Origin of the sequence: Cyclobacterium xiamenense (assembly GCF_900109255.1) — a bacterium.
Lineage (GTDB): Bacteria > Bacteroidota > Bacteroidia > Cytophagales > Cyclobacteriaceae > Cyclobacterium > Cyclobacterium xiamenense.
Window position 1 is genome coordinate 358,476 of the sequence record NZ_FNZH01000003.1, and the last position, 24,880, is coordinate 383,355.

Annotated in this window: 19 protein-coding genes; 14 read left to right on the forward strand and 5 right to left on the reverse strand. The window is 49.1% G+C overall.

The window, feature by feature from the left end; genetic code table 11:
• Nucleotides 1-13 precede the first annotated feature (13 nt).
• Nucleotides 14-2,407 (reverse strand): glycoside hydrolase family 95 protein, encoded by a 2,394-nt coding sequence (locus BMW71_RS11085; protein ID WP_244891150.1) that lies wholly within the window; start codon nucleotides 2,405-2,407, stop codon nucleotides 14-16.
• Nucleotides 2,408-2,610: 203 nt separating this feature from the next.
• Here BMW71_RS11085 and htpG point away from each other — a divergent pair, with 203 nt between their 5' ends.
• The 9 genes from htpG to BMW71_RS11130 all read left to right on the forward strand — a co-directional run bounded on the left by htpG (nucleotide 2,611) and on the right by BMW71_RS11130 (nucleotide 12,578).
• The gene (gene htpG, locus BMW71_RS11090; RefSeq protein ID WP_092173659.1) at nucleotides 2,611-4,494 is read left to right on the forward strand and encodes a molecular chaperone HtpG; all 1,884 of its coding nucleotides are present in this window, start codon (nucleotides 2,611-2,613) and stop codon (nucleotides 4,492-4,494) included.
• 298 nt (nucleotides 4,495-4,792) lie between these two features.
• The gene (locus tag BMW71_RS11095; protein ID WP_244891151.1) at nucleotides 4,793-5,188 is read left to right on the forward strand and encodes an endonuclease domain-containing protein; all 396 of its coding nucleotides are present in this window, start codon (nucleotides 4,793-4,795) and stop codon (nucleotides 5,186-5,188) included.
• A gap of 412 nt (nucleotides 5,189-5,600) precedes the next feature.
• The gene (locus BMW71_RS11100; RefSeq protein WP_092173661.1) at nucleotides 5,601-6,536 is read left to right on the forward strand and encodes an endonuclease/exonuclease/phosphatase family protein; all 936 of its coding nucleotides are present in this window, start codon (nucleotides 5,601-5,603) and stop codon (nucleotides 6,534-6,536) included.
• 30 nt (nucleotides 6,537-6,566) lie between these two features.
• Nucleotides 6,567-7,571, forward strand: a complete 1,005-nt coding sequence (locus BMW71_RS11105) for a metallophosphoesterase family protein (protein WP_092173664.1) — start codon at nucleotides 6,567-6,569, stop codon at nucleotides 7,569-7,571.
• Between the two features lie 241 nt (nucleotides 7,572-7,812).
• Nucleotides 7,813-8,229: an RrF2 family transcriptional regulator gene (locus BMW71_RS11110; protein WP_092173667.1), complete on the forward strand. Its 417-nt coding sequence runs from the start codon at nucleotides 7,813-7,815 to the stop codon at nucleotides 8,227-8,229.
• Nucleotides 8,230-8,350: 121 nt separating this feature from the next.
• On the forward strand, nucleotides 8,351-9,076 hold the full coding sequence (locus BMW71_RS11115) for a phosphoadenylyl-sulfate reductase (RefSeq protein WP_092174823.1): 726 nt from the start codon (nucleotides 8,351-8,353) through the stop codon (nucleotides 9,074-9,076).
• Nucleotides 9,077-9,116: 40 nt separating this feature from the next.
• On the forward strand, nucleotides 9,117-11,222 hold the full coding sequence (locus BMW71_RS11120; protein WP_092173669.1) for a HEPN domain-containing protein: 2,106 nt from the start codon (nucleotides 9,117-9,119) through the stop codon (nucleotides 11,220-11,222).
• Entirely contained in the window at nucleotides 11,219-12,010 is a 792-nt protein-coding gene (cobA, locus tag BMW71_RS11125; RefSeq protein WP_092173671.1) for a uroporphyrinogen-III C-methyltransferase, read from the forward strand. The genes BMW71_RS11120 and cobA overlap by 4 nt, the downstream gene beginning before the upstream one ends.
• Entirely contained in the window at nucleotides 12,003-12,578 is a 576-nt protein-coding gene (locus BMW71_RS11130) for a precorrin-2 dehydrogenase/sirohydrochlorin ferrochelatase family protein (protein WP_092173674.1), read from the forward strand. Before cobA ends, BMW71_RS11130 begins: the two co-directional genes overlap by 8 nt.
• Nucleotides 12,579-13,247: 669 nt before the next feature.
• On the opposite strand, the gene BMW71_RS11135 is transcribed toward BMW71_RS11130, so the two are convergent.
• The 3 genes from BMW71_RS11135 to lysA all read right to left on the reverse strand — a co-directional run bounded on the left by BMW71_RS11135 (nucleotide 13,248) and on the right by lysA (nucleotide 16,746).
• The gene (locus BMW71_RS11135) at nucleotides 13,248-14,777 is read right to left on the reverse strand and encodes a cryptochrome/photolyase family protein (protein ID WP_092173676.1); all 1,530 of its coding nucleotides are present in this window, start codon (nucleotides 14,775-14,777) and stop codon (nucleotides 13,248-13,250) included.
• A 93-nt stretch (nucleotides 14,778-14,870) separates the two neighbouring features.
• Nucleotides 14,871-15,083, reverse strand: a complete 213-nt coding sequence (locus BMW71_RS11140; protein WP_244891152.1) for a hypothetical protein — start codon at nucleotides 15,081-15,083, stop codon at nucleotides 14,871-14,873.
• A 430-nt stretch (nucleotides 15,084-15,513) separates the two neighbouring features.
• Nucleotides 15,514-16,746 (reverse strand): diaminopimelate decarboxylase, encoded by a 1,233-nt coding sequence (gene lysA, locus BMW71_RS11145; protein ID WP_092173681.1) that lies wholly within the window; start codon nucleotides 16,744-16,746, stop codon nucleotides 15,514-15,516.
• A gap of 186 nt (nucleotides 16,747-16,932) precedes the next feature.
• Between lysA and BMW71_RS11150 the strand changes: the two genes are divergently transcribed.
• The 5 genes from BMW71_RS11150 to fumC all read left to right on the forward strand — a co-directional run bounded on the left by BMW71_RS11150 (nucleotide 16,933) and on the right by fumC (nucleotide 21,826).
• A complete protein-coding gene (locus tag BMW71_RS11150) occupies nucleotides 16,933-18,648 on the forward strand; it encodes a sensor histidine kinase (protein WP_092173684.1) in 1,716 nt (571 codons plus the stop codon).
• A complete protein-coding gene (locus BMW71_RS11155) occupies nucleotides 18,645-19,334 on the forward strand; it encodes a response regulator transcription factor (protein WP_092173686.1) in 690 nt (229 codons plus the stop codon). Before BMW71_RS11150 ends, BMW71_RS11155 begins: the two co-directional genes overlap by 4 nt.
• Before the next feature lie 71 nt (nucleotides 19,335-19,405).
• Nucleotides 19,406-19,786, forward strand: coding sequence for a RidA family protein (locus BMW71_RS11160; RefSeq protein ID WP_092173689.1), 381 nt, complete (start codon nucleotides 19,406-19,408; stop codon nucleotides 19,784-19,786).
• 27 nt (nucleotides 19,787-19,813) lie between these two features.
• Nucleotides 19,814-20,317 (forward strand): hypothetical protein, encoded by a 504-nt coding sequence (locus tag BMW71_RS11165; RefSeq protein WP_092173692.1) that lies wholly within the window; start codon nucleotides 19,814-19,816, stop codon nucleotides 20,315-20,317.
• A 108-nt stretch (nucleotides 20,318-20,425) separates the two neighbouring features.
• Complete coding sequence (fumC, locus tag BMW71_RS11170; protein ID WP_092173694.1) at nucleotides 20,426-21,826, forward strand: class II fumarate hydratase; 1,401 nt, start codon at nucleotides 20,426-20,428, stop codon at nucleotides 21,824-21,826.
• Nucleotides 21,827-21,882: 56 nt separating this feature from the next.
• On the opposite strand, the gene gcvP is transcribed toward fumC, so the two are convergent.
• Nucleotides 21,883-24,780, reverse strand: a complete 2,898-nt coding sequence (gene gcvP / locus BMW71_RS11175) for an aminomethyl-transferring glycine dehydrogenase (protein ID WP_092173697.1) — start codon at nucleotides 24,778-24,780, stop codon at nucleotides 21,883-21,885.
• Nucleotides 24,781-24,880 lie beyond the last annotated feature (100 nt).

Sequence of the window (24,880 nt, forward strand, 5' to 3'; positions counted from 1 at the left end):
GGCACCACCCTGGTTAAAAAAGCGATTTTGACTCCCCCTTTTCCAGGTCTATTTCCCATTCCTTTCCCTGATATAAAATCTTAGTCTTTCCACCAGTAATTGCCAGAATTTCAGCTTGTTTAAGTACCCCGTTTTCCCATTCCATACCTACCTCAAAATTCCCTCGTGCTTTCAGGCCGGTTACCTGGCCCCTGTCCCATGCCTCGGGCAGTGCGGGTAATAGGCGGATGATTCCTTCCTCATGCGACTGCAGGAGCATTTCGGCAATACCTGCTGTGGCCCCAAAGTTGCCCTCAATCTGGAAAATCTTTCCGAGCAAATCAAACATATTGGGAGCCAGTTGGGTGGCCATCATTTGGTGGATGTGATCCAGGGCTTCGTCCCCATGCTGTAAACGCGCATAAAAATTGATAATCCAGGCCCTGCTCCAGCCAGTTTGCCCGCCACCACCGAAGGCCAGTCGCCTTTCGATGGTTTTTTCCGCAGCCTGGAACAATTCGGGTGTTGCTGCAGTGATTTGATTGGACGGGTACAAGGCATACAAGTGAGACATGTGCCGGTGGCCCGGCTCCGCCTCTTCATAGTCCTCGTACCATTCCTGAAGGGTGCCGTCTTTGCCAATTTTTATTGGGGGTAATTTAGCGGTAGCTTTTTCTATTGCCGCTGTCAATTGCTGCACTCCCAGGATTTCCTCTGCTTCCAGACAGGCCCTAAAGATGTCATTTATTATTTGGATGTCCATGCTGGCAGCCGTGGTGTTTCTCGTGGGCTTACCGGTAGTTGGATCTATATAGGCGTTCTCCGGCGAGTAGGAGGGGGAAGTGACCAGTTCGCCTTTTTCATTCTCCCTCAGGAAGTCCAAAATAAATTGTGCTGCTCCTGCAAGGACCGGGTAGGCCGTTTCTTTTAAATAGTCTTGATCCTGGGTAAATTCATAATGCCTCCATAAGGAAAGGGACATCCAGGCACCTGCCAGGGGGTTGGAATAACCGTTGGTGACCTGAGATTCCTTGGTCGAGCCCGATGGCGTAGTCCTTCCAAACGGATTGCTTACGTGATGGGCCATCCAGCCGGAAGAGCCAATAAAATTTTTTGCGGTAGTGCTTCCTTTTTCCGCCAATTTTACCATAAAATGGGACAGGGGAACAAAAGCCTCGGATAAATTGGTCAGGTCGGCAGGCCAGTAATTCATCTGTAAATTAATGTTCAGGTGAAAATCCGATTCCCAGGGAGCCCACATTTCCTTGTTCCAGATGCCCTGAAGGTTTGCAGGAAGAACGGCCCTGTTGACCGAACTACCCATCAGGAGGTACCTTCCGTATTGAAAAAACAATTCCGTAAGGTGGTTGTCATTCGTACCTTCCCGCACCTGCTCCAGCCGCTTGTCGGTCGGAAGGCTGTCCCGATGCGGGCTGCCTAAGGAAAGCGAAACCCGGTTAAATAGGTCACGGTGCTCAGAAACATGCATTTCCCGGGCTGTCTCGTACCGGGTTGCTTTTGCTTCTTCCAGTAGTTGTAACGCAGTCGCTTTGGCGTTTATGTTTCTGTCAAAATTCAGCTTGGCTACATTGTAATCCGTCGCTGCACTTAGGATCAGGGTAAAGCCGGTGCTGTTTTCGATGCTAAGGGTTTTTTCATTTCCGCGTTTCGTTCCATTATCCAAAACGGCTGTGATTTGGGAAGAAAACTTCATGTGATGCCCCGGTTTTCCGGAACCGCCCACATTGTCATCGTACCCATCGGGATCATCAAATACCTGTCCGTCCACGAATAGAATCTCTTCGTCTCCCACGCGTTGGACGATGTCTTTCTCCCGTTCAAAACGAATCGTGCTGCTTACCGGCGCTCCATCCAGGCTCTCAAAGCGATAGAAGATAACATTGTATTTGTTGGAAGAGAACGCTTCCCTCACAAATCTTTTCCCCTCAATACTGTAGGTAGCGGTTGCTAATCCTGTTTCCATATTCAGGGACCGGCGGTAATTCTCCGGCGTACCCTGGTGGTCAAAGGAAATGTGTAGCTCCCCTAGCGGCTCATAGGACCGTATGGAGGTCGGGGAGACGGCCAGGTATTCCATGGCGTAGTCCAGGGCCTCCTGGTAGTTTCCTTCCAGGTTTAACCGCTGGAATTCAGCGTAATGCTGGCGCACGTTCTCGGGGTACGGGTCCTCCGGCATACCGGCCCAAAGGCTTTCTTCATTGAGCTGAACACGTTCCTCCTTCACTCCTCCATACACCATGGCACCCAATCTCCCATTGCCAATGGGAAGGGCTTCCAGCCAGTCCTCCGCAGGGGAAGTATACCAAAGTTCCATCCTGGGGGAGGCATCTACTACATTACCTGCAATTTGGCAGGTACTGGCAAAGGGAGTGAGGCTGATGAATAGCAGCAGGAACAACTGTCTCATGTTAGGTTGGTGTTGATGATGGCGCATACTACCAAAATAGTATCAATAGTTTAAGTAAATACGTTAAGTTTTCCTGCAATCGGCAGGGGATTTATCAAACCGGATCAGGTACTGACAATTTGACACGAAAATGAATTTGGAACAAGACTTGAACAAGGCAAGAATACAATAAGGACGTTGTTTACATAAAAATAAAAAATACCATGCAGGAAAAAGGTACCATTTCGATCCATACCGAAAATATTTTCCCCATTATCAAGAAGTTTCTCTATTCGGATAATGAAATTTTTCTAAGGGAACTGGTCTCCAATGCGGTGGATGCCAGCCAGAAAATCAAACGATTGGCCGCGTTGGGTGAGTACAAAGGAGAACTAGGTGACCTGACCATTGATGTCAGTTTTGACAAAGACAAAAAGACCATTACCGTCTCGGATAAGGGTCTCGGCATGACTGCCGAAGAAATCAAAAAATACATCAACCAGATTGCTTTCTCCGGCGCATCCGAATTCGTGGAGAAATTCAAAGATGCAAAGGATGCCAATGAAATCATCGGTAAGTTTGGTTTGGGTTTTTATTCGGCCTTTATGGTGGCCGATACCGTAGAAATCCATTCCCTCTCCCGTGAGGAAGGGGCGGAGCCCGCCAAATGGGTCTGTGATGGCAGTACGGAATTTGAAATCAGCCCCGGCGACAAAGCCGAACGGGGAACGGATGTGATCCTTCACGTCAACAGCGAGTCCGAGGAGTTTCTGGACAAATGGAAGCTGCAGGAAATCCTGGACAAATACGCCAAATTCCTGCCCGTGCCGATTCGGTTTGGAACAAAATCCGAAAGCGTAGAAGACGGGGTAGATGATAAAGGCGAGAAGAAGTGGAAATCGGTAGAGGTGGATAATATCATCAATACCACCCATCCCATCTGGACACAGGCGCCAAGCGAGTTGACGGACGAGGATTACCTGAAATTCTACAAGGAATTGTACCCCATGAGCGAGGATCCACTTTTTTGGATCCACTTGAATGTGGACTATCCGTTTAACCTGACTGGTGTCCTCTATTTCCCCAAGGTCAAGAACGACTTTGACCTGCAGCGAAACAAAATCAAACTGTTTAGCCGGCAGGTATTTATCACCGATGAAGTAAAGGACATCGTGCCCGAGTTTCTGATGTTGCTACACGGGGTGATTGATTCTCCGGACATTCCGTTGAACGTTTCCCGAAGCTTCCTGCAGTCGGACAGCAACGTCAAGAAAATCAACAATTACATCACCAAAAAAGTCGCGGACAAGCTGGGCGAATTGTTCAAAAAAGACCGGAAGGTGTACGAAGAAAAGTGGAAGGACATCGGCCTTTTTGTGAAGTACGGGATGATCTCGGAGGACAAATTTTACGAAAAAGGCAAGGACTTTGCCCTGCTTACCAATACAAACGGGGAGCATTTTACCCTGGACGAATACCGGGAAAAGGTCAAGCCCTATCAAACCGGCAAAGACGAAACGTTGGTATACTTGTATGCCACCGATGCCGATAAGCAGGATACCTTTATCCAGTCCGCCAATAAAAAGGATTACGACGTGCTGTTAATGGATTCACCGATTGACAGCCACTTTATCCAGCACCTGGAGGGCAAGTTGGAAAAGGCCAGCCTGAAGCGCGTAGATGCCGATGTGGTGGACAAGTTGATCGAAAAAGAAGGCGGGTACGAAAACTTACTCACGGAGGAACAATCCAACAAGGTAAAGGAGATCTTTGAAAAGGCCATCGATAACAAGACCTATTCCGTGGAGGTGCAAGGTTCCAGTCCGGAGGAATTACCCGTCACCGTGACAATGGACGAGTTCATGCGTAGGATGAAGGACATGGCGAAAAACGGTGGAGGCATGGGCCTTTACGGTTCCTTCCCCGATAATTACAAGGTAGGGGTCAATGGCAATCATCCGGTGGTCGACAAAATCCTCAAATCGGAGGATGCTACCGAGCAGGTAAGATTGGCCAAGCAGGCATTTGATCTGGCCCTGCTTTCACAGGGGCTACTGACAGGCAAGGAGCTGACAGCCTTTGTGAAACGAAGTGTGGAATTGATCTGAGCGTAAAATGTATTCGTAGAACGGGAAAGCGGGGATAGTGCCTTGCTTTCCCTTTTTTGTTTTCATGGTAAATCTAAAAAAAGGATTTGCAGCAAAAGATAGGTAATGTACTAGCGATGTTGAATGGCAAATCTTTTGACTACCGATCATTGAAACGAACCCAAATCCTCCTTTACCAAGGGGGCAGGTGGGATTTATTACCAATGACTCGTCCTGAAAAAAGTTTACAGGTTTTAATTTTAAGCCAAATTTTAAGAAAATATCCTGGACTTATAATCCAATATGATCAAATTATTTCATGGGATTTGTTCCCTACAATAAGAATTTGAAACATTTCTCAAGAGAATTGAGATCTCCTGCTACCCTTTCCGAAGTATTACTTTGGCAAAAGTTACGGGCAGCTCAATTTCGAGGGTATGCTTTCAACAGGCAAAAACCATTGGGAGATTTTATTGTGGACTTCTATTACAGGAAACTTAAATTGGTAATCGAGATTGATGGGGATAGCCACTTTTATGCTGAGTCTGTTGTTGAAGATCAAAGCAGACAACTGATCTTGGAAAAAATGGGTTTGTGTTTTTACGATTTTTGGATAGTGAAGTTAAGAAATCCATGCCTTTTGTCCTTCAGGAAATTGGTGCCGTTATCGATGATTGGGGAAGTAAAAAATGGTGTTTCCAGAGCGGATTTTTAAGCTAAACATCTAAAAGTGTACGAAAAAATCCCCCTTGCCCCTTTTTACCTTAGATTTGCTGAAATGCCATTTTAAAGCTGAATTGGTGGCCTTGAGACGGGCTGAGGCAACTCGCAGGCAATAGTTGACCTGAAATCCCTACCAATCCAAATCCCTACGCCGCGGCGTAGGGAATTAGTTCAAGTTGGGCATTTAGGTTCGTTTATACCAATGCGATTTGTTTCAGGAATTTAGGATTAGCCAGGGGTAACCATAGTGCCTGGAAATCGGAACGTCACCCAATCCCCTTTCCACCCCAGTGAACTAGTTAAAACACCGATTGGCCGGAACGGATAACCTGTGTATATTTACCTGCGGCCGCTTTTCATCAAAACGAGCGGCCCATTGCATCCACCATTTCTGAACCTAACCGATGAAACGAATCGTACTGTTTGCCTGCTTCGCTGCTTTTTTATTAATGGAAACCGATGCCTGTGCGCAATCCGATACAATGACGCTGAAGGTGATGGCCTGGAACATTTTGCACGGCGGTAACGATATTCCCAATGGACCCGACCGGGTAATAGATATCATTCGGGAAATTGACCCGGATGTGATTTTGATGGTGGAAACCTACGGTTCCGGACCGCATATAGCGGAGACCTTAGGGTATCATTTTCATCTGATCGCACCTGAAGGCACCGATCCGGACGACGAAAGCATCAACCTTTCCATCTATTCCAAACACCCCTTTGGCGAGCGAATCGATACCGGATATCCGTTTTACCTGGGAGGACGGGAAGTCCTGATCGATGCGCAGAAAATCAATGTTTTTTCGAATTGGTTTTACTATTTGCCCTGGGAGGATGCGCCGGAGGAGATGGGGAAATCCGCGCAGGAACTGCTGGCTTGGGAAGCCGCCGGCAAACGTACCGAAATGATTCAAAATGTGCTGCCCTACCTCGAAAAATATGCGGGTGCCACCGATTCGATTCCCATGATTTTGGGCGGTGACATGAATTCCCCCTCCCACCTTGACTGGAACGAGGAAACGCAGGCACGTCATAATGGCCTGGTGGTACCCTGGTATGCGACAAAGGTATTGGCCGATATGGGCCTCAAGGATTCCTTTCGGGACGTACATCCCAACCCAAACTGGTATCCCGGCATTACCTGGGATGTAAAGGAAAAGGAGGATTCTCATCGCATCGATTATATATTTTACAAAGGAAATTTAAAACCGTTGACTTCTACCGCCCACATGGCCTATTTCGGCGAAAACCTGCGGGTAAACGGCAAGGAAATTCCGTATCCTTCGGATCATGGGTTCGTCGTTACTACCTTTGCGTTGGAATCATTGCCTCACTAAAGATCGATGGAGTAAGCAGATAAACAAACCATGAACCGACGGAAATTTTTACACCAAACAGGGATGGCTGCCTTGATGGCGGGAGTGCCGGGGACCTGCCTTAGCTATGCGCCTTCGGCGGTACCCCGTCAAAAACTAACATTTGGAATCGTCGCAGACGTGCACAAAGACTTGATGCCAGATGCAAGCCATCGGCTCGAACAGTTCATTCAAGAGGCTGAGGAACGAAAGGCCGATTTCATCATACAGTTGGGGGATTTCTGCATGGGGGAGCGCAGCAATAGAGCGTTTATGGGGATTTGGGAATCTTTTCGGGGACCGAAATACCACGTGTTGGGCAACCACGACATGGATAAGAACTCCAAGAAGGAAATGCTGGATTTTTGGGGCATGCCCCAGACCTACTATTCTTACGATTTTGGGGGCTATCATTTTATCGTACTGGATGCAAATTTCATTTTCCAGGACGGGAAGTATATCGATTACGAACGGGCAAATTTTTACATTCCGGACAGCGCCCGTACCTTTGTCCACCCCGAACAGATCGACTGGTTTAAAGCGGATTTGGCGGAAACCCGGCTACCTACCCTTGTCTTTTCGCACCAAAGCTTGTGGAACTATACCTGGGGAATAAATAACCGGTTGGAAATTCAAAAAATCATGGAAAGCCACAAGGAAAAGGTCATTTGCTGCTTCAACGGGCACGACCACATCGATTACCACCACCACCAAAATGGAATCGACTACCTGGAGATCAACAGCATGTCCTATCATTGGACGGCGGCTACCTACCAAAGCTGGGATCGTTTTCCCAAAGCCGATTACGAACAGTATCCCTCCCTGCCCAACATTGCCGCGTACGAGGCGCCCTTGTACGCGTTTGCAAGCTTGGATCCGAAGGGAATCTTGCAGGTAGAGGGCGTGCGCAGCCAATGGATGTCGCCCTCCCCCTACACCCTGGGCATGCCAAAAGGGTTTGCCGGTACCCTGGCAACCGCTGAGATCTCCGACTACCGACTGTCTTTTGGTCGGTAGGTCTCTGATCACCTGACGCTTACTTCCGATTTGTCCCGCTGGCTTCGGGAACCGACGCCGCCATTTAGACGGCGGCGATCCCGTAAATGCTCCGACACTTCCCAAACTAAATTGCTTGGTGGATTCGGTCCATTCCTTGCCATTTATCATAAATTCGGAAAGAACGTGTTCATTTTTGCCGAAAGTGATTATCTTTAATCGATTCAAGCGTTTTAGACCTCTCAATCCTTCTGTCCAGTCCATGCTTTCAAAAAAAACCAAATATGCGTTTCATGCCCTGACTTATCTGGGAAAAAACAAAGATCAGGGAGCCATATTGATTCAGGAGATTTCGGAAAAACACGGGATCTCCCACAAGTTTTTGGAAAACATCCTCCTCGAATTGAAGAAAGCTGGCTTTTTGGGGAGCAAAAAGGGCAAAGGAGGTGGTTATTACCTGATCAAGGAACCGGACCAAATCCCCCTTTCCCGCATTATCCGGCTGTTGGATGGCCCCATTGCCTTGCTGCCATGCGTGAGCCTCAACTACTACGAACCCTGCGAGGAGTGCGAAAGCCAGGAGAAGTGCGGGCTCAACAAAGTGATGGCAGAAGTGCGGGATGAAACCCTCAAAATCCTGGAAATGAAGACCCTACAGGATATTTTATCCAACGAATAATTTTTTTTCCATTTACTCTATATAATTTGTAGGTTTTATGTACTTTTGTACTTGTGCCGTTGGGCAAGAAGCAGATAGAAGCGCAAAAGGGAAGGAGCCCCTCACGAAAAACCGAAACACCATGATTGACGCAACCGAAATAGAAGAACTGAGCCGGCGGATAGAGAAGCTATCTCCCGGGGATGGCCTGGCGCTATTGACCGATCTTTTTCCCGGGGAAGTGGTATTTTCCACCTCGCTGGGGCAGGAGGATCAGGTGATCACCGAAATCATAGCCAAACACAAGCTTCCGGTTAAAATCTTTACCTTGGATACAGGAAGGTTGTTTTATGAAACCTACGATCTTTTGGAAAAAACGGTAGGAAAGTACGGGGTGACCATTCAGCCCTACTATCCGGAAACAGACGCAGTACAGAACCTGGTGCAGGAAAATGGCATCAACGGCTTTTACCGGTCTGTAGAAAAGCGTAAGGCCTGCTGTTATGTGCGGAAAGTTGAGCCTCTCAGGCGGGCATTGAAGGGAAACCGTGTTTGGGTTACCGGTCTACGCGCAGGGCAAAGTTCAAACCGGCAACGGATGCCCCTGCTTGAATGGGACGAAGGAAACCAAATCCTCAAATACAATCCCTTATTGCGTTGGTCAATGGACCAGATGCTGGATTATATCAAGGAGCATAAAATTCCCTATAACCCCCTGCACGACAAAGGATTCGTTAGCATTGGCTGTGCTCCCTGTACCCGGGCCATTGTACCTGGCGAGGATCCACGGGCAGGCCGCTGGTGGTGGGAAGCTTCCCACAAGGAGTGCGGCCTTCACGAGCCCGGGCAACTCACAAAAAATGCCTGATCGACACAACTGCAAATTAAAAAACTGAAAAAGTAGTACCATGCAAAGTTTCAGAACAGAAATCGAAAATCCCCTGGTGGAAAAAGATATCGTCGAATTGGCCAATAAAATCGAGCTTTTTCGAAATGGAAAAATAGACGAGGAAAAATTCAGAAGTCTCCGGTTGGCTCGGGGCGTCTACGGACAGCGACAGGAGGGGGTGCAGATGATCCGCATCAAACTTCCCTACGGAAGGGTGCGATCTTCCCAGCTTACCCGTATCTGCGATGTTTCCGAAAAATATTCCACCGGAAGGCTGCACATTACCACCCGGCAGGACATCCAAATCCATTACGTGAGCCTGGACCGAACACCGGAACTTTGGGCCGAACTGGAAAAAGACGATGTCACCCTTAGGGAGGCATGCGGCAATACCGTCCGGAACGTCACGGCTTCCGAAACGGCGGGAATTGATCCCAGGGAACCCTTCGACGTGACACCCTATGCGGATGCCACCTTTCGGTACATGCTGCGCAACCCCATTTCTCAGGAGATGGGCAGAAAATTCAAAATCAGCTTTTCCGCCAGTGAAGAAGATACGGCGCTTTCCTACCTGCATGACCTGGGGTTTATTGCCAAACTGATGACGCATGGAGACGGTACGGAAGAACGCGGATTTAAGGTGCTTTTGGGTGGAGGATTGGGATCTCAACCCCGGCACGGAGACGTGGTACACGAGTTTTTACCCACGGATCAGTTGATCCCGTTTGTAGAGGGGGTGATACGGGTCTTTGACCGTCATGGGGAACGAGCCAAGCGCATGAAAGCACGCATGAAGTTTCTCATCAATGGCCTGGGTTTGGAGGAGTTTTTACGGTTGGTAGCCGAAGAGCAAATGGCCCTGCAGTACCGATCCTATCCGATCGACGTGAGTGACTACGAGGCTTCCAAATCCTTGCCCAACCCGGTTATACCGGCGTTCACCGTTCCTACCGACGAAAATTACAGGCGATGGAAAGTGACAAACGTCCTTCCTCAAAAACAACCCGGATACGTGGCTGTGGGAGTGAAAGTGCATTTGGGTGATTTCTACACCAAAGAGGCCCGGCAGCTGGCAAAGCTGATCAGGGAATACGCAAACGATGAATTGCGGTTTACCCTGCGGCAGAACTTTCTGATTCGTGACGTGAAAGAAGAATTGGTACCGTTTTTTTACCAGGAGCTTAAAAAATTGGGTTTGGCGGACTATGGCTACAATTCCATCGGAGACATCACGGCTTGCCCCGGTACCGATACCTGTAACCTGGGAATTGCCAGCAGTACGGGTGCTGCCGATGTGATGGGAAAGGTAATTTTGGACGAATACCCCGAGTTTTTGCTGGACAAACACCTCACCATCAAGATATCCGGCTGCATGAATGCCTGCGGGCAGCACAACATGGCCTCCATCGGTTTTCAAGGCATGTCCATGAAGGTAGGTAAGTCGGTGTTGCCGGCTTTGCAGGTGCTGTTGGGCGGAGCAACGTTTGGAGACGGCAAAGGCCGTTTTTCCGACAAAGTCATTAAAATCCCGAGTAAGCGCGGACCGCAAGCCTTGCGCGTTTTATTGGACGATTACAAGGCCCAAGCCGAAAAAGGGGAGAACTATGCGCGGTACTACGAGCGTCAGGGACAGATGTATTTTTATGAACTACTCAAGCCCCTGGCGGGAACGGATACCATCACGGAATCGGATTTCATCGATTGGGGCAATGAGGAGCCTTACGTAAAAGCCATCGGAGTAGGAGAATGTGCCGGGGTGGTCATCGATCTGGTGTCTACCCTGCTGCTGGAAGCCCGGGAGAAGCTGGCCGATGCAGAGGATAGTTTGAAAGCCGAAAAATGGGCCGATGGGATCTACCAAGCATACACGTGCATGGTGAATGCCGCAAAGGCCATTTTGACCGCCGAGGGAGTAAATACCAATAGCTACGCCAGCATTGTTTCCGAATTTGAAGCGCACTTCATCGATTCCGGCAAGATTGACCTGGGTGGTTCTTTTTCCGATTTGGTCTACAAAATCAAACAGCATTCGCCTACCGCAGATTTTGCCCGGGAGTATTACCAGACGGCAGAGAAGGTCTACGAAGCGATCAGTGAATTTAGGTCTAAAGAAGTACATGCATGAGGAATGAGGTCAGACCACGCGTAACCCTGGTGGGAGCAGGACCGGGCGATCCGGAGTTGATCACCTTAAAAGGAGTGTTGGCACTAAACAAGGCCGATGTGGTCTTGTACGATGCCCTGATCGATCGGGCGCTGCTGCACCATGCGCCAGACAAGGCCCTGAAAATATTTGTAGGCAAACGCCATGGAAGTCACCAAAACCCACAGGATGAAACCAATCGCCTTTGTGTGGTCTACGCCCAAAAATACGGGCATGTGGTGCGCCTGAAAGGCGGAGATCCCTTTGTATTTGGCAGAGGAGCGGAGGAATTGGATTACATCCAGCAGTTTGGAATAGATACAGCGGTGGTTCCCGGTATTTCGTCCACAGTGGCCGTTCCGGCTTCGGTAGGCATACCTGTGACCAAGCGAGGCATTTCCGAGAGCTATTGGGTAATTACGGGCACGACCTCCAGTGGCGCACTTTCCGACGACCTCAAGCTGGCCTGCCGCTCCAAAGCCACCGTGGTGCTCTTAATGGGTACCAAAAAGCTAAAGGAAATCGTGCATACCTACGAAGCACATGGCCTCACGGACAAACCCATCGCCATCGTCGAGCGGGGAACCACCCGGGAGGAAAAAGTGGTGGCGGGCACCATGGAAGATATTGTAGCGAAAGCGACGGAGCAGCAGATTGGGGCTCCTGCGATCATTGTCATCGGCGAAGTGGTACGGGAGAGTCCCCGGTTGCGAGCAGTATACGAAGAAGTTCTTTGCGAACACCAATTGATTTCCTGGTCCAATGAATGAATTGTATCCCATCTTTTTGAAAGTCCATCAACTCGAAACCTTGCTGGTAGGCGCGGGATTTGTAGGGCTGGAAAAGCTCACCTTTTTACTTAAGTCCAGTCCGCATGCCACTGTCACGGTCGTATCCGTGGAGATTTCTGACGAAATTCGAGAAATCGCCCGCAATAATCCCCGGATTCGTTTGATACAGGATGCCTACCATTCGCGCTATTTGGATCAAAAGCACTTGGTGATCGCTGCAACCAACTTTCCGGAGGTCAATAAAACCGTTTACCGGGATGCCAAAGAAAGGTATTTGCTGGTCAATGTGGCGGATACGCCGGAGTATTGCGACTTTTATCTGGGAGGCATCGTCACGAAGGGAAACGTGAAAATTGCTATTAGTACCAATGGCAAGAGCCCAACAACGGCCAAACGATTGCGGCAATTGCTGGAAGAAACCATTCCGGAAGACATCAATGAAATGGTGGAAAACATCAACAAATACCGAGATACCCTGAAGGGGGATTTTGAGTACAAGGTAGAGGCACTAAATAAGTTGACGGAAGGATTAATAAAAAAGGATTGAAAAAAGACCAAAAAAAGAAAGGGGCGGTTAGCCCCTCTTTTTCTTTTCATTTTTTAGGTTCTTGATATAGGTTTTTATCAATTTTAATTTTTCGTTTTCATTCAGCCGTAGGTTCTGCTGAAAAAACGTGTCGAGACTCCAGTACATTTTTTTAATTGTTAGTATGACATTAAATATAACGTTTTTCCCTGGTTATTTGTTTGCCTGACCCATAAATCTTTATCATTCATTGCATTAATTAAATTTATAAGCGTGGGAGATACAGGCTATACCCTGCCACCACTGGGTGAAGTTTGAAACATCACCCTCTTATCTTCTCGGTCCCAACAGATAGCAACCGCCCAAAAGCTATTTGCAGTGGCTAGTCGACTGCGTTTTTGAGAACGCATACACCGTTCGCATTTCCCTGGAATCCGGCATTGCTTCTGCCTCAGGATTCGTACATCCTCGGATAAAAAGGTGTAGATACAATTTATACTCAGTCTTTAGGGAATCACCCCGGATAGCCCATAGAAAAATTGGTCGAATAACTATCCAATTTTTCAGATAGCGTAGCTTGCCGGCATAGCTAAAATCTGTTAGATTCGGCGCCAAACGGTGGTGAAAAAAAAGCACCTCACTTGCCCAGATCAGCTCGGGTGTAACCAGTCCCAACACCAGTTCTGGTTTTTACAAGTCATCCAGGTTGGAAAGATACGTGTTGGCCTGCTTTAGTATTTCATCTTTTTGCTTCATTTTCGAGAGGGTGTTGTACACGAAGCCGATGCGGGGGTTATTTTCCAGTTTTTCCCGGTTTCGCTCGTAAAAGGCCCAATACAAACTGTTGAAAGGGCATGCTTTATCTCCCGTTTTTTTGGTTTTTGAATAATGGCAGCTGCCGCAATAGTTGCTCATTTTATCAATATAATTGGCAGAGGAGACATAGGGCTTGGTGCCCACGATACCTCCATCGGCAAACTGACTCATGCCCCGTGTATTGGTGATTTCCACCCATTCGATGGCATCTATATAAATACCCAGGTACCACTGATCCACTTCGTCCGGATCAATTCCGGCCAGCAGCGCGAAATTGCCGGTGACCATCAGCCGCTGAATATGGTGGGCGTAGGCATGCTCCAGGGATTGGCCGATGGCATGTTTCAGGCAATTCATTTTCGTGTTTCCATCCCAGAAAAAGGAGGGTAGGGCTCGTTTGTGGCCAAAGAAGTTCATTTGGGCATAGTCCGGCATCTTCGCCCAATAGATTCCCCGCATAAATTCCCGCCATCCCAGAATTTGCCGGATAAAGCCCTCCACCTGAGGTAGCCCGTAGGTTTCGGGATCCTTTTCCAGGCAATCTTGTGCCGCGCGGATCACTTCCAAAGGATGGAGCATCTTGCTATTTAGTGCAAAGCTAAGCCGGCTGTGAAACAGGAAGGGTTCGGCGGTATGCATGGCATCCTGATACCTGCCAAAATGAGGAAGCAGTTCTGTGAGAAAATGGTCCAGCACGGTTAGTGATTCCTGCCGCGAGCAGGGCCAGGGAAAACGGCTGGGGTCCACCTCGCCTAGTGTCTGTACGCCAGCGTTGTGGATGGATTGCAACAGTGATCCGAGGTCACGTTCAAACGACGGAAAATCAGGGACCGATACTTCTTCCCGGAATGCGTTTCGGTTTTCCTTATCGAAATTCCATTCTCCTCCCTGCGGCTTTTTTCCCTGCATCAATACGCCGAACTCCTGCCGCATGGACCGGTAAAAGGATTCCATCAGGTAGGTTTTCTTACCGGAAAAGAATCTTTTTACGGCCATTCGGTCGGTCAAAAAATGTTCGGTATCAAAACATGCCGTTTTGATGGGTAGCTGTTTACAGATCCGCTGAAGCTGTTGGTCGAGTCTGTACTCGTCCGGAAGTTGGTACTCAAATCGGTCAAATTGCTCCCGGTCAATTAAATCGCCAATGTTTTTTTCCAGGCACTGCCTGTTTTTCGGGTCATCAATACGTAGGTAGCATACCCGATGCCCTTTCTTGGTCAACTCCTCTGCAAAATTCCGCATGGATTGAAAAAACGCCAGCACCTTTTGTACGTGATGCCGGACATAATCCGTTTCCTGCCGCATTTCCAGCATTAGGTAGACCACTTCCTCCCGCGTTTCGGTAAACCAAGAGTGCTGTGGGTTTAACTGGTCCCCCAGAATAAGTCGTAACGTTTTTGCCATTGCTGCTTGTGTATTTTCGTATATTAAAGCAGCTTTTTCCCTTCTTTGTTTTCGGATTGATTGATTGAAAAATTGTCGCTCGTCTCGCGGATTTCAGGAGCCGATGCGGTGGTCGGAATCCAACAGTTCAATGTACTCCCCAAAATAGTAATTGAACGTGATGATCAAATGGTTCAGATCCCCGGATTGCATCTCCTCCTGGATACGAAACGTATCCATGCCCAACGCTTCGCTTAAAGTCTCGGCGTATTCAAGCAGGTCCTGACCGATGATGCGAGCATCTTTCTGGTCCAGGTGGATCTGCATAATCGCTTTTGTTTTGGACGCCATCATTTTTTGTAATGTGTTAAAAGTTAATTAAGTTTTCGGTTTTGTTATTTTCCGGAAAGTCCGTGTTTGCATGCCTTTTTCGTAGACACTGGCCCCGATTCAGTGTTTTTGAACGATAAATTTTGTTTTACACAAATTCTTTTTTGCCTTTTGTTTTTTGAAATATTATTTTATGTAATTAGAACGCAGTTAAATGAAATACTCAAAATATGTTCTATTCCTATAAATAATAGAATAAAAATTGAATTCCCAAATTAACGTAAAAAATAATTTTTGGCGGGATTAATGGCGAAATACCATGCTTTATTTGGTAGATGCAAAAACGAAGTTACCCCCCGGGATTTTGGAACAGGTGCAGGGAATCGAAAAAAAAGAAGGGGGCAAATTTTTTTGCCCCCTATTTGATTTATAAATCAACAGTCGGTTGATTTTTTAGTAAGTCCTCAAAGGTTTCCCGCTTCCGAATCAGGTGATCTCTGCCGTGGAGGAGCAATACCTCTGCCGGGCGGAATCGGGAATTGTAGTTGGAAGCCATGCTGTAGCCATAGGCGCCGGCGTTTTTGATGGCCAGTACATCGCCTTCTTTTACTTCCCGAAGCTTGCGATCGGCAGCGATGGTGTCGGTTTCGCATATATAGCCCACGATCGTATACACCCGCTCCGGCCCATCCAGCTTGCTGATGTTGACCACGCCGTGATAGGCATCGTACATCATGGGGCGCAGCAGGTGATTGAGCCCGGAGTCTACCCCCACAAAGGTAGTGGCAGGAGTGGGCTTAACCACGTTGGCTTTTACCAGCAGGTAGCCACATTCGCTTACCAAAAACTTACCGGGTTCAAACCAAATTTCCAGTTCCTTACCGTATTCCTTGCAAAATTGTTGAAATGCAGCCGATACTTTTTTTCCCACGTCCTGAATATCCGTGGTGATGTCTCCGTCTTTGTAGGCTACTTTGAATCCGCCACCAAAATCCAGAAACTCCAACTGCCCAAATTCCCGGGCAGCATCAAAGAGTATTTCTGCTCCTTTTAAAAACACTTCGGCGTCCAAAATATCCGAGCCGGTATGCACGTGGAGGCCTACCACCCGCAAGTCGTAGGCCTGTACAATTTTCAGGACATGTTTGAGCTGAAGGATGGAGATACCAAATTTGCTGTCGATATGGCCTACGGATATTTTAGCATTTCCCCCGGCCAGGATGTGGGGATTCAGTCGGATACACAGGGGCACGGATGGCCCGTACTCGGTTCCAAAATGTTCCAACATGGGGATATTGTCGATGTTGATTGTCACCCCTAGCTCGACTGCTTGCTTGATTTCCTCAAAGTCCACGCAGTTTGGGGTATACATGATTTCCGCTGCCGCAAAGCCGGCATGCATGCATAGCTGTACTTCTTCTATGGAAACGGCGTCTACCCCGGTGCCAGCCTGACGCATCAGCTTTAGGATGGTGAGGTTGGATAAGGCCTTGGTTGCATACTTAATTTTCATCGTTACCCCTGAAAAGGCCTGCTTGAGGGCTTCTACCTGCGAAAGGATTTTTTCTCCATCATAGACATAAACCGGCGTTCCGTATTTTTTCGCCACATCCAACAGGGGAATTTCCTGGATGCAGTAACGTTGGTTGCTAATTTCCATAGGTGTTGATTTAGCTGGCAAAGATAGGTAAAGCAAGCCAAACTTAAAACGAATTTTACCACCGTAACCCAAAGGGAATTCTGTTTCGGAAAACCTTGTTGGTATCTTGGATAGGTTGCCTTTGCGAACCCTGTTAAAAAAAGTTAAGGAAATGATTTCCTGATGGATATCGTTTAAATTTGTATCATGTCAAAGACCAGCATTAAAATCATTATCTTTTTGATGACGCTTGCCAGTCTGGGGTTGATTGGTTTTCAGTTTTACTGGGTGGGAAACGTACTAAAGATCAACGAAGAGCGGTTCGAGCAAAACGTGTTTCAGGCACTGGCATCCACTTCCGAGCGGCTGGAGAAGGGAGAGGCCAGTGATATCTTGCTGAGTTCCCTGGCTCGGGACACCTTGTTTCAAAAAGCCCTTCTGGAGCCGATAGAGCCCATTCAGGTGCAGGTTAGGCACCGGCAGGTGGCGATCAACCGGCCATCCATGGTGGATTCCCTGTTTGACCAAAAAATTCCCCAGATATCCTCGACCTTCCGCAAATTGATCGCTTCCAAAGAAGGGGAACCAAAGAGTTTTAGCCAAATTGAAAAGTACTTTTATATGTCCCCGTCGGTGGCATCTACGCTCTTTACACCGGACGAACTGGCCATTCTATTGCAGGAAAAGGAACGGTATCTGGAGTTTTTGAGCCAGAAAGACAATTACATTAGTAGACGCCAATACGCCAGCAACCGGCAGGACTTTATCATCGAGGAATTCAATGTTTCCCGAAACGTGGCAGAGTCCATCGTGCAGGCAAACATGAAAATTGAATTGGTGGAGGTGGTCATCCACCAATTGTTGTCCCAGGGCAATCAGAATATCCTAAACCGGGTCGATACGGCCCAGGTGCGCAGGGAGGTGCGGGATCAGTTAGTCAACCGAAACATCAACCAGCCCTTTGAGCTGGGGATCATCGATGGAAACGACCGCATCGTCGGCGTCGGGTCCGTTTCTAACCTGGAGTTTTTAAAAGCGAAGGGCATTCGGGCAGAACTCTTCCCCAGCGACTTGTTGGGCCTGGAAAACTTCCTGGTTATCCATTTTCCAACGAAGGAAAACTACCTCATGCAGCAGGTCTTTTTACCCTTATCCAGTTCTTTGCTGTTTATGGCGATTATCATCGTCTGTTTCGTGTATGCCATCAAGGTAATTATCCGGCAAAAGAAAATTTCTGAGGTCAAAAATGATTTCATCAACAACATGACCCACGAGTTCAAAACGCCCATTTCTACCGTAAGCCTGGCCATCGAGGCCCTCCAGGATCCGGATTTGCTGGGCCAAAAATCACTACGTACCCGCTACCTGGGGATTATCAAGGATGAAAATGCCCGGCTGGGACAGCAGGTCGAGCAGGTCTTGCAGGCCGCTGCCCTGGATAAAAAAGACTTCAAGCTGGAGGTAGAACCCATCAACCTGGTGGATGCGGTGGAAGAAGCCAAAAAGCATTTTGAACTGCTGGTTGAGAAACGGGGTGGGGCCATCGAAACGGACTACCAGGTGCAGACAGGCATCCTGGAGGCCGATCCGTTTCATCTGAACAACATCCTCAATAACTTATTAGACAATGCAAATAAATATTCCGGCGATTCCCCTTCCATTCGGGTTTCTGTCCGGGAGAGGAACGACCGGTTTACGCTGGCCATTCAGGATGCCGGCATTGGCATGAGCAAAGAGGCCCAAAAACGAATATTTGACAAATTCTACCGGGTACCTACCGGCAATATTCACGACGTGAAAGGGTTTGGACTGGGCCTCTCCTACGTAAAAACGATGGTAGAAGCACATAAAGGAAGCATACAGGTGGAAAGTGAGCCGGGTCAGGGAAGTATTTTCACCATTAATTTACCAAAAAGGCAATGAGCAACGAACGAATATTATTGGTAGAAGATGATCCCAACCTGGGCGACATTCTCAAGGAATACCTGGGTGTAAAAGGATACGAGGTTACCTTGTGCCGGGACGGCGAAGAAGGCTGGGCCAGCTATAAGAAGGAGTATTTCCAACTGTGCATCCTCGACGTAATGATGCCGAAAAAGGATGGTTTTACCCTGGGAAAGGAAATCCGGAAGGTGGAAGAAAACATTCCCATCATTTACCTCACGGCAAAAAATCTCAAAGAAGATGTCATTCAGGGATTTCGGATAGGGGCGGACGATTACATTACCAAACCATTCAGCATGGAGGAATTGCTATTGCGAATTGGCGCCATCCTGCGAAGGACCAAGGCCAGGGGAGAACGAACCGCATTGAAGACCTATTCCTTCGGCAGCTTTGTGCTGCATTACGACACGCAACAATTGGAAGGTCCGGATGGGATGCACAAATTGACCTCCAAAGAAAACGAGCTTCTTCGCCTACTGGCGGCGTCGATGAACGAAACGGTGAGTCGCTCCTTTGCACTCAAACAAATCTGGGGAGACGATAGCTATTTCAACGCCCGAAGCATGGATGTATACCTTAGCAAAATTCGTAAACTGCTAAAAGGCGACAACGGTGTTCAAATCGTTACCCTCCACGGAGAGGGCTTCAAATTGGTGGCCAACTGAGATCTTTTGTCCTTCCTTTGATTAATTCTTTGAATAGGGTTTAATTTGTGCTTCATTTAATCCCGTTTCCCATGCCCAAAGAAATCATCCAATCCGCGGAAGCACCCGCCCCTATCGGTCCCTACAGCCAGGCTGTTAAAAGTAACGGCTTGCTCTTTGTCTCCGGGCAGATTGCCCTGGACGCTGAAACCGGAGAACTCCTCAACGAAAACATTACCGAGGAAACACACGCGGTCATGAGAAACCTGGAGGCCATCTTGCGCGCGGCGGGCTCCTCCTTTGACCGGGTGGTCAAATGCAGTATCTTTGTAAAAAACATGGATGATTTTGCCACCATCAACGAAGCGTACGGACAGTACTTCAAAAGCTCCCCTCCGGCCCGTGAAACCGTGGAAGTAAGCAGGCTTCCAAAAAACGTGCAGGTGGAAATATCCTGCATTGCTGAGGTGTAAACTTTATCCCGAATTGCTTGTTAGTTCATGGTGAGATTGGTGCCCACATACAGCGAAACATTTGTGTCTACCCTGGACAGCCGGCAGGTCGTGAAAAAACTCGACCGCATCACGCGAAAAGTGAATTACCTGGATCGGCCACTGCCCCTGTCGGAGGAAGAGGTAGTATTTAACGGCACCCTGGGAAAAACTTGTTTTCGAATCTCAAAAAAAATCAACAAAGCGGATAGTTTTCTCCCCTTGATCAAAGGGGAGGTTTACCCCCTGTCCAAAGGCTGCCTGATCTCGCTGGAATATTCGTTTTTCCTCAGTACGGCCTTCTTTCTGGGTTTTTGGGGCGTGATCAGCTTTGGGTTGACGGTGGTTTTTTTGTCGGTTTTTCAGGACTGGAAGATGGCTCTGCTCAGCGTTTTGGCTGGATTGGCCAACTACGGTTTTGCTTTCTGGCATTTCCGGCGAAAGGTCCGCGAAAGCCAGGCACTTTTTCACGAGGCCATGGGACTGAATACCGGCAAGAATGCCTCCCGGTGATTCCTTTCGCAGGAAATTGCAGGAACTAAGCACCCGGGACCTATGGATTATGCCCTGCCTGTTGTAATTTAGCAGCTGAATTGTTTTTAACGTAAACCAAGCCATTCAATGGAATACAGAATAGAAAAGGATACCATGGGACCCGTGGAGGTTCCCGCCGACAAGTACTGGGGCGCCCAAACCCAGCGCTCGGTGAATAATTTTAAGATTGGCGGATCCCGGCAGCAGATGCCCTTGGAAATCGTGCATGCATTCGCTATCCTAAAAAAATCTGCCGCACTTACAAATGCCGAGTTGGGCGTGATGGATCAGGAAAAAGCGGACATCATCGCCACCGTCTGCGACGAAATCCTGGAGGGCAAACTGGACGACCAGTTTCCTCTGGTGGTCTGGCAGACTGGTTCGGGAACCCAATCCAACATGAATGTAAACGAGGTGGTCGCTTACCGGGCACACGTCCTCTCCGGAGGTAGCCTGCAGGATGAAAAGAAGAAGATTCATCCCAACGATGACGTAAACAAGTCCCAGTCTTCCAACGATACCTTTCCCACTGCCATGCACATTGCTGCCTATAAGATGGTGGCGGAAACGACCCTTCCGGGCGTACAAAAGCTACGGGATACACTGAAAGCCAAATCAGAGGCCTTTATGGATGTGGTGAAAATCGGCCGTACCCATTTCATGGACGCCACCCCGCTGACCCTGGGGCAGGAGTTTTCCGGCTACGTGGCGCAACTGGACCACGCCATGCGGGCGATAAAAAACACCCTTCCCCACCTGTCTGAATTGGCACTGGGAGGCACGGCCGTAGGAACCGGCCTCAACACCCCTAAAGGTTATGCGGAGCTGGTGGCGGCAAAAATCGCCCACTTTTCCGGCAATCCGTTTGTCACCGCTCCCAACAAATTTGAGTCGCTGGCGGCGCATGACGCCATCGTGGAAACCCACGGGGCCCTAAAGCAACTGGCCGTGAGCCTGATGAAAATTGCGAACGACATTCGCATGCTGTCATCCGGACCCCGATCGGGCATTGGCGAATTATTGATCCCCGAAAACGAACCCGGCTCCTCCATCATGCCCGGAAAGGTCAATCCTACCCAGGCGGAAGCCCTAACCATGGTCTGTGCGCAGGTCATCGGAAACGATACGGCCGTGTCTGTAGGCGGCGCCAACGGACATTTTGAACTGAACGTGTTCAAACCCATGATGGTTAACAACCTGCTGATTTCCGCGCGCCTGTTGGGAGACGCTTGCGTGTCTTTCAACGATAACTGTGCCATCGGTATCGAGCCCAACAAGCCCTTTATCCAACGTCACCTGGAAAATAGCCTGATGTTGGTCACGGCGCTAAACACCCATATTGGCTATGAAAACGCAGCGAAAATTGCCAAAAAAGCACACAAGGAGGGCACCAGCCTCCGCGAAGCCGCTATTGCGCTGGAGCTGCTGAGCAGCGAGCAATTCGACGAATGGGTCAAACCGGAAGACATGACCGGGAGCCTCAAGTAAAGGCTGTACCCGATAAAAAAAGCCCCTTCGGTATCATGGCCAAAGGGGCTTTTTTTTTATTCCACCGCTTCTTTTTCCTCTTCGTAGGCGGCGGTGGGAATGCAGCTGCACATCAGGTTCCGGTCTCCGTAGGCAGCATCGATTCGACCCACGGTAGGCCAAAATTTATTCTCCTTGACAAAGGGCAGGGGGTAGGCTGCCCGTTCGCGGGAATAGGCAAATTCCCAGGTATCACCAAGCAGTACCTCAGCCGTATGCGGGGCGTTTTTCAGCAAGTTCGACACCCGGTCTACCTTTCCTTCCTCGATTTCCCGAATTTCCTGTCGGATGGCGATCATCGCATCGCAGAAGCGGTCCAATTCCGCTTTGGACTCCGATTCGGTGGGTTCCACCATCAGTGTACCGGATACGGGAAACGAGACGGTCGGTGCGTGAAATCCGTAATCCATCAGGCGTTTGGCGATGTCTTCTACTTCCACCCCACATTCCTTGAAATTCCGGCAATCCAGGATCATCTCGTGGGCCGCACGGCCCTTACTCCCGGTATAGAGAATGGGATAATCGGCTTCCAGCCGCTTTTTGATGTAATTGGTGTTTAGTATGGCCATTTTGGTAGCATGGGCCAGCCCTTTTTCTCCCATCATCGCAATGTAGGCATAGGAAATGGGCAAAATGCTGGCGCTGCCATAGGGTGCCGCAGAGATGGGGCTGATGGCAGCCGTTCCCCCTGTCCGGACAAAGGGATTGCCCGGCAGAAAAGGGGCCAGGTGCTTGGCCACACAAATGGGCCCCATACCCGGTCCCCCACCACCATGAGGAATACAGAAGGTCTTGTGAAGGTTCAGATGGCAAACATCGGCGCCGATCATTCCCGGACTGGTCAGCCCCACCTGGGCGTTCATGTTGGCTCCGTCCATATAGACTTGCCCTCCGTACTCGTGCACCAGGGCACATATTTCCTGAATGGCTTCCTCGAATACGCCGTGGGTGGAGGGGTAGGTGACCATCAATGCCGCCAACCGGTCTTTGTACTTGGTGGCCAACTCCCGAAAGGCTTCCACATCGATATTGCCCCGTTCGTCGCAGGGCACCAACACCACTTGCATGCCCGCCATCACCGCCGATGCGGGGTTGGTTCCGTGCGCAGAGGTGGGAATAAGCACGATATTTCGGAATTCCTCCCCGCGGCTCATGTGGTAGGCCCGGATGACCATCAAACCTGCGTATTCTCCCTGAGCACCCGAATTTGGTTGCAAACTGGTGTCTGCAAATCCAGTGATTTCGCTCAGCCAGTTTCTCAACTCCTGAAACATTTCGTAATAGCCTGCTGCCTGATCCTGCGGGACAAAGGGATGCAACTGACCGATTTCCGGCCAGGTCACCGGAATCATCTCTGCGGTAGCATTGAGCTTCATCGTGCAAGAGCCCAGGGAAATCATGGAATGCACCAGGGAAAGGTCTTTGTTTTCCAGGCGCTTCATGTACCGCAACATCTCGTGTTCGGAGTGGTACCGGTGAAACACTTCGTGATCCAGGTAGGAACTGGTTCGCTCCAACCCAGCCGGAATGATTCCTTCTACCTGATCCGGCACCGCAGGTGTTGCTACCTGCAGCAGGTTAGTCGATTTGGCAAACACTTCGTAGAGCTCCACCACATCTGCCCGGTTTTTCACCTGGTCAAAACTCAGCAGGATGTACTCTTTTTCGTAGCGGAAATTCAACCGTTTCGACAGGGCAAAGGCCCTGATCTTTTCCTTCTGCACCTCGTCCACGCGAATTCGGATGGTATCAAAAAAGACCTTATTCACCTGTTCGTAACCCAATTGGGACAGCCAATCCGCGGTCATTACGGCGAGTCCATGCGTGCGGGAGGCAATGGCCTTCAGCCCCTTGGGTCCGTGGTACACCGCATACATGCCGGCCATGACTGCCAGCAGTACCTGCGCCGTGCAAATATTGGAAGTAGCTTTCTCCCGCTTTATGTGTTGCTCCCGGGTTTGAAGCGCCATGCGGTAGGCGTTCTTCCCCGATTTGTCCACCGAGACGCCGATGATTCGTCCGGGAATTTGCCGTTTGAATGCTTCTTTAGTGGCAAAAAAGGCCGCATGCGGCCCGCCAAAACCCATGGGTACCCCAAATCGCTGGCTACTACCGATCACTACATCTGCCCCCATCTCTCCGGGAGGCTTTAGCAAGGTAAGGCTTAGCAGATCGGTGCTGAAGGCCGTAAAGACGCTGTTTTCCCGGGCAGCTTCTACGAGACGGCTGTAATCGATGACTTCGCCGTCTGCATTGGGATATTGGAGCAACAACCCAAATAGGTCGGGATCCGTCAGGTCCAGTTCCTGAAGGGTCCCAAAAAAAAGATCGATGCCCACTGGAAGGGCACGGGTTTTGAGAATTTCTTTCGTTTGTTCGAATACGTTTTCGTCTACAAAAAACCGATTCGCCTGCTTCTTGGCCCGGGGCCTGCTGGCATGCAGCATGGTCATGGCTTCCCCGGCGGCGGTACCTTCGTCCAGCAGGGAGGCATTGGCCAATTCCATGCCGGTGAGTTCGGCTACCATGGTTTGAAAGTTGATCAGCGCCTCCAATCGGCCCTGGGCAATTTCGGCCTGATAGGGCGTGTACGCGGTGTACCATCCCGGATTTTCCAGGATGTTTCGCTGAATCACCCCTGGTACCAGGGTATCGTAATAACCCAGGCCTATATACGATTTATACAATTGATTTTTGCCGGCTGTCTTTTTGAAACTTTTTAGAAATGCCGTTTCCGATAGCGCTTTGGGAAGTTGTAGTGGTTTTTTGAGGCGAATACTCTGGGGAATCGTTTCATCAATCAAGGTATCCAGAGAGGAGACCCCGATGGCATCCAACATGGATTGGATGTCGTTTTCCGAAGGAGCAATGTGCCTGTTTTTAAATTTTTCCGAAGAAGCAAGGTTGATTTTCATATATCCAATAAAATATCATTATTTTTGGCCGAATCAATTTTTCCTGAATCGAACCGCAAAGGTAGAAATATTAGCCGATTTAGGTATTGATTTTACCCTT

Bases quoted from the DNA above. Each gene is read 5' to 3' on its own strand.
- BMW71_RS11085 (WP_244891150.1), bottom strand. From the start codon at position 2,407: ATGAGACAGTTGTTCCTGCTGCTATTCATCAGCCTCACTCCCTTTGCC.
- htpG (WP_092173659.1), top strand. From the start codon at position 2,611: ATGCAGGAAAAAGGTACCATTTCGATCCATACCGAAAATATTTTCCCC.
- BMW71_RS11095 (WP_244891151.1), top strand. From the start codon at position 4,793: ATGGGATTTGTTCCCTACAATAAGAATTTGAAACATTTCTCAAGAGAA.
- BMW71_RS11100 (WP_092173661.1), top strand. From the start codon at position 5,601: ATGAAACGAATCGTACTGTTTGCCTGCTTCGCTGCTTTTTTATTAATG.
- BMW71_RS11105 (WP_092173664.1), top strand. From the start codon at position 6,567: ATGAACCGACGGAAATTTTTACACCAAACAGGGATGGCTGCCTTGATG.
- BMW71_RS11110 (WP_092173667.1), top strand. From the start codon at position 7,813: ATGCTTTCAAAAAAAACCAAATATGCGTTTCATGCCCTGACTTATCTG.
- BMW71_RS11115 (WP_092174823.1), top strand. From the start codon at position 8,351: ATGATTGACGCAACCGAAATAGAAGAACTGAGCCGGCGGATAGAGAAG.
- BMW71_RS11120 (WP_092173669.1), top strand. From the start codon at position 9,117: ATGCAAAGTTTCAGAACAGAAATCGAAAATCCCCTGGTGGAAAAAGAT.
- cobA (WP_092173671.1), top strand. From the start codon at position 11,219: ATGAGGAATGAGGTCAGACCACGCGTAACCCTGGTGGGAGCAGGACCG.
- BMW71_RS11130 (WP_092173674.1), top strand. From the start codon at position 12,003: ATGAATGAATTGTATCCCATCTTTTTGAAAGTCCATCAACTCGAAACC.
- BMW71_RS11135 (WP_092173676.1), bottom strand. From the start codon at position 14,777: ATGGCAAAAACGTTACGACTTATTCTGGGGGACCAGTTAAACCCACAG.
- BMW71_RS11140 (WP_244891152.1), bottom strand. From the start codon at position 15,083: ATGCAGATCCACCTGGACCAGAAAGATGCTCGCATCATCGGTCAGGAC.
- lysA (WP_092173681.1), bottom strand. From the start codon at position 16,746: ATGGAAATTAGCAACCAACGTTACTGCATCCAGGAAATTCCCCTGTTG.
- BMW71_RS11150 (WP_092173684.1), top strand. From the start codon at position 16,933: ATGTCAAAGACCAGCATTAAAATCATTATCTTTTTGATGACGCTTGCC.
- BMW71_RS11155 (WP_092173686.1), top strand. From the start codon at position 18,645: ATGAGCAACGAACGAATATTATTGGTAGAAGATGATCCCAACCTGGGC.
- BMW71_RS11160 (WP_092173689.1), top strand. From the start codon at position 19,406: ATGCCCAAAGAAATCATCCAATCCGCGGAAGCACCCGCCCCTATCGGT.
- BMW71_RS11165 (WP_092173692.1), top strand. From the start codon at position 19,814: ATGGTGAGATTGGTGCCCACATACAGCGAAACATTTGTGTCTACCCTG.
- fumC (WP_092173694.1), top strand. From the start codon at position 20,426: ATGGAATACAGAATAGAAAAGGATACCATGGGACCCGTGGAGGTTCCC.
- gcvP (WP_092173697.1), bottom strand. From the start codon at position 24,780: ATGAAAATCAACCTTGCTTCTTCGGAAAAATTTAAAAACAGGCACATT.